The sequence below is a fragment of the Sutterella massiliensis genome, from assembly GCF_016899755.1.
In the GTDB taxonomy this organism is placed as follows: Bacteria; Pseudomonadota; Gammaproteobacteria; order Burkholderiales; family Burkholderiaceae_F; genus Sutterella; species Sutterella massiliensis.
Genome location: NZ_JACJJC010000494.1, coordinates 1 through 249 on the forward strand (window position 1 = coordinate 1; position 249 = coordinate 249).

Below are 249 nucleotides of genomic sequence, written 5' to 3' on the forward strand. Positions count from 1 at the left end.
GGTCTTGCAGACGAGGTCGGCATTCTTGATAGCGACATCCAGGAAGGTACGCTTGCCGGTAGCACGGTAATGGGCAACGGCTGCTTCGTACATGTGTCCGCTGTTGTACAGCTCGTGGCTGTTGATTTTTTCCCATTTCGAGCGTCCCCACCATCCGGAGAGACGATAACATTTATTGGTGACACAGGTAGTAAGATAACCGTCCGGTTCTTGCGCCGCGGCAATGATGTTGATGACGCTGTCCAGGTA

General features: G+C 53.0%; 1 protein-coding gene. It reads right to left on the minus strand.

From position 1 onward, the window contains the following. The coding region (locus H6A60_RS14640) for a beta-L-arabinofuranosidase domain-containing protein (protein ID WP_205105361.1) at positions 1-249 on the minus strand (249 nt) is incomplete at both ends.